General features: G+C 63.2%; 4 protein-coding genes. All 4 read left to right on the top strand.

The genetic code is table 11. The features are described from left to right. Positions 1-149 precede the first annotated feature (149 nt). Entirely contained in the window at positions 150-1514 is a 1365-nt protein-coding gene (locus EOA23_RS32430) for a type II and III secretion system protein family protein (protein ID WP_245456624.1), read from the top strand. A 4-nt stretch (positions 1515-1518) separates the two neighbouring features. Beyond that, positions 1519-1791: a hypothetical protein gene (locus EOA23_RS32425; protein ID WP_127307074.1), complete on the top strand. Its 273-nt coding sequence runs from the start codon at positions 1519-1521 to the stop codon at positions 1789-1791. 13 nt (positions 1792-1804) lie between these two features. After that, complete coding sequence (locus EOA23_RS32420) at positions 1805-3019, top strand: response regulator/pilus assembly protein (RefSeq protein ID WP_127307073.1); 1215 nt, start codon at positions 1805-1807, stop codon at positions 3017-3019. Then, a partial coding sequence (locus tag EOA23_RS32415; protein WP_145966554.1) for an ATPase, T2SS/T4P/T4SS family occupies positions 3016-3848 on the top strand: 833 nt, incomplete at its 3' end. The genes EOA23_RS32420 and EOA23_RS32415, both read left to right, overlap by 4 nt.

The raw sequence follows: 3848 nt of genomic DNA, 5'->3' as shown, positions 1-3848 counted from the left end.
GAATACAAGGTTCCTTCACGGGAACCGCCGCAGGAACTGCAGCAATAGCCGGTGGGGACCGGCGGGGACGGGGCAAGATGTTCGGGTTTGATGCATTTCGGACGACCGGGGGATGGCGTCTTCTCGGCGCGATCGCGCTCGCGGCGGCTATGCTTGGCGCCGCCGCGCCGGCAAGGGCGGGCAATGACGTCGTCTATGTCTCGGCGAACAAGAACGCCTCGATCAAGGTCGCCAAGGGCAAGCCGAAGACGATCATGACGAGCGCCGCCTTCTACCAGATCGTCATCGGCGATCCGGAGATCGCCAACGTCAACCCGCTAACCGACAAGTCCTTCTATGTGCTGGGCAACAATCTCGGCACCACCGGTATCGCCCTGTTCGACCAGAACAAGCAGCTTGTCGGCACCATCGACATCGAGGTGACGCTGGATACTGACCAGTTGGCCAGCACCATCCGCGCCAGCGTGCCCGACGCCAAGATCAAGGTCGGCTCGGCAAACGGCCGCGTCGTGCTGTCGGGCGAGGCCGAGGATGCGGTCGCTGCAGACAAGGCCAGCAAGATAGCGTCGCGCTTTTCCGGCAACGAGGAAGTCATCAACTCGGTCAACATCTCGTCCTCGCAACAGGTGCAGCTCAACGTCCGCTTCGTCGAGATCAACCGCCAGGCCGGGCAGGATCTCGGCGCCAAATACGCGGCCAATTTCGCTTATGGCATCGGCAACCGCAAAGTCGTGCTTAACCCGGACGGGGGAGATGTGCCGGCTGCCGGAACGGGCGAGATCATCGGCAGCCTGCTGTCGAACGGCCTGTCGATCGATATCGCCATCAAGGCGCTGGAGGAACGCGGCCTGGCGCGGCGGCTGGCGGAGCCGAATCTGATCGCGCGTTCAGGCCAGACGGCGAGCTTCCTTGCCGGCGGCGAGTTCCCGATCCCGGTTTCCGAGGACAACGGCAAGATCAGCGTGACCTACAAGAAATACGGCGTCGGCCTCGATTTCACGCCGACGGTGCTGAAGGACGGGCTCGTCAGCCTCGACATCGCGCCGGAAGTGTCCTCGATCGACCCGTCCGCTTCCATTCAGGTCAGCAGCGGCATTTCCATTCCCGCCTTCATCGTGCGCCGCGCCAGGACATCGGTCGATCTCAAGAACGGCCAGAGCTTTATGATCGCGGGCCTTTTGCAGTCTCAAAACGACATTTTCACCTCGCGCCTTCCGGGGCTCGGCAAGCTGCCGGTCCTCGGTCCGCTGTTCTCCTCGAAATCCTATCAGCGGCGGGAGACCGATCTGGTGATCATCGTCACGCCTTATCTGGTCAAGCCGGTCGATCCGTCGAAGAAGATGGTCGAACCGACCGACGGCACCCGGCCGGCAAGCACCGCCGACTATTTCCTCAACAACACCGAGGAAGTGGACGCCTCGGCGCCGAAACGTCCGCTGGCATTCGCCGACGGCGGCGCCGCCCGCTCCGTATCGGCCACGTCCGGCCACTTCCTCGACCTGCCGAAGGACTAAGGCCATGCGCATCGCCCTTTGGACTGTTCTCTTGCTGACCGGGCTCGCCGCCGGCTGTACCAGCAACGACTATGTGCGCACCGAAGGGGTGACGCCGGGGGTCGGCAACGCGCAGGCATCCAACACCGCCATGCAGATGGTCGATCCGTGGAAGTACGGCGTCCAGAACACAAAGCTTCTCGTGCCGGCTCAACGTCCGGGTTCCGAGAGTGTCGCCGTCGGCGCGAAGGCCGGTGCCGCGTCCGCGCCGACAACATCATCAACGACATCGAATTGATCGGCCGACGACGATGGCATCTGGTACCAAGACCAAGAAGATCCTGCTCGTTTCCACCGACAGGGCGTTCGTGCAGGACACGCGGACGGCTTTTGCGACCTCCGAGGTCATCGAGCTCCTGACGGTGGAAAAGAGCATCAACGAGCTGCGCGGCGAGGCCCTCGAGACCGATTTCGGCACCGTCATCGTCGACATGGACGCGGCCAAGCTCGAGGAGATCGAGTCGCTGCAGCGCGTCATGCGCCGGCTGGAAGGCAGCGTTCCCGTGGTCGTCGTCACCCAGGAATTCAACGCGGCGGCGGTGCGCATCCTCGTGCAGCTCAAGGTCGCCGACTTCCTGGTCAAGCCGATCACCACGGCAGACCTCGTGCGCTCGGTCATCCGGGCGTTGCAGGGGCCGGGGCGGGAAGAGAACACCGAATCGCATATCTATACCTTCATGCCGGCCGCCGGCGGCGTTGGGACCACCACGCTCGCGCTGCAGACGGCTTTCCAGCTGCATCATTCGGTCACGCGCGGCGCCTCGACATGCGTGGTCGATTTGAACTTCCAACAGGGCGCCTGCGCCGAATATCTCGACCTTGAGCCGCGCTTCGACATCACGGAAATCGAGAACCAGCCGGAGCGCCTCGACCGGCAACTGCTCGATGTGATGCTGTCGAAGCATGCGAGCGGCCTATGCGTGCTCGCGGCGCCGACGCGTCCCTCGGACATGCGCTCCTTCAAGACCGATGTGGTGGTTCGTATGCTCGACCTCGTGGCGGCTTACTTCGACAACGTCGTCATCGACATGCCGCGCACCTGGTTCCCCTGGACCGAGACCGTGCTCTTGGGTTCCAACAAGCTCTACATCGTTGCCGAGATGACGGTGCCTTGCCTGCGCCACACGCAGCGCCTCATCCAGGCCGTGTATGAGACCGCAGGCAAGGAAGTGAAGCCCAACGTCATCGTCAACCGCTTCGAGCAGAAGATGTTCGACAGCGGCATCAAGCAGGCCGATGTCCAGGAGATACTCGGCGAGCATTTCGTCGGCGGCATCTCCAACAATTACCGGCTGGTGCGCGAGGCAGTCGACCGCGGCGTGCCGCTGCACGCCATCGACCCCAACGCCAATGTCGTCAACGACCTGAAGAAGATCATCCTGCCGGAGGAGGCCGTCCAGACCACGGTCAAGTCGAAATCGCTGTTCGGCCTCGGCAAAGGCCTGCTGAAGAGGAAGGCCGGATGAACACTCGCTTTTCCAACCTGCAGAACCGCGACACTCGTCCGCAGCGGGCGCCGGAGCCCGCGCCTGTGGTGCACAATGCGGTGATCATCCCGACGACCCGCAAGCCGGCGCCGCCGAAGCCGGAAGCGGCGCCCGCAAAAAGCGCCAACAAGGTGCTCGATGCGCGCGTGCGCATCCACCGCATGCTGCTCGAGGAGATCAACCTCGTGGCGCTCGAGCGGCTGCCCAAGGACGAGATGCGCCGGCAGGTGCATGAATTCGTCTCGGAAAAGACGCGCGAGGAGCGGATGGCGATCAACATCGCCGAACTCGATGCGCTGGTCGACGACATCGTCGACGAGATGGTTGGCCTCGGCCCGCTGGAGCCGTTGCTCAAGGATCCTGAGATCAACGATATCCTGATCAACGGTCACCAGAACTGCTTCGTTGAAAAGCGCGGCAAGCTGCAGCAGGTCCACATTCCATTCAAGGATGAGGCGCATCTGCTTCGAATCATTAATAAAATCGTCGCGGCTGTCGGCCGCCGCGTCGACGAATCGCAGCCGATGGTCGACGCCCGCATGCTCGACGGCTCGCGCTTCAACGCGGCGATCCGCCCGGTCGGCGTCGACGGTCCGCTGGTGTCGATCCGCAAATTCTCCAAGAACAAGCTCGGCCTGCACAAGCTGGTGGAGTTCGGCGCCATCACCCAGAACATGGCCGAGGTGCTGGCGGCGGCGGTGCACGCCCGCAAGACCACGATCATCTCCGGCGGCACCGGCACCGGCAAGACGACGATGCTCAATGCGCTGTCGGCTTTCATCCCGGAAGACGAGCGCCTGATCACCAT

Source organism: Mesorhizobium sp. M2A.F.Ca.ET.042.01.1.1, assembly GCF_003997405.1.
Classification (GTDB): domain Bacteria; phylum Pseudomonadota; class Alphaproteobacteria; order Rhizobiales; family Rhizobiaceae; genus Mesorhizobium.
This window is presented reverse-complemented; position numbering and strand designations above follow the sequence as displayed.

Coding starts and splice junctions, on each gene's coding strand:
- EOA23_RS32430 (WP_245456624.1), top strand. CDS start 150: ATGCTTGGCGCCGCCGCGCCGGCAAGGGCGGGCAATGACGTCGTCTAT.
- EOA23_RS32425 (WP_127307074.1), top strand. CDS start 1,519: ATGCGCATCGCCCTTTGGACTGTTCTCTTGCTGACCGGGCTCGCCGCC.
- EOA23_RS32420 (WP_127307073.1), top strand. CDS start 1,805: ATGGCATCTGGTACCAAGACCAAGAAGATCCTGCTCGTTTCCACCGAC.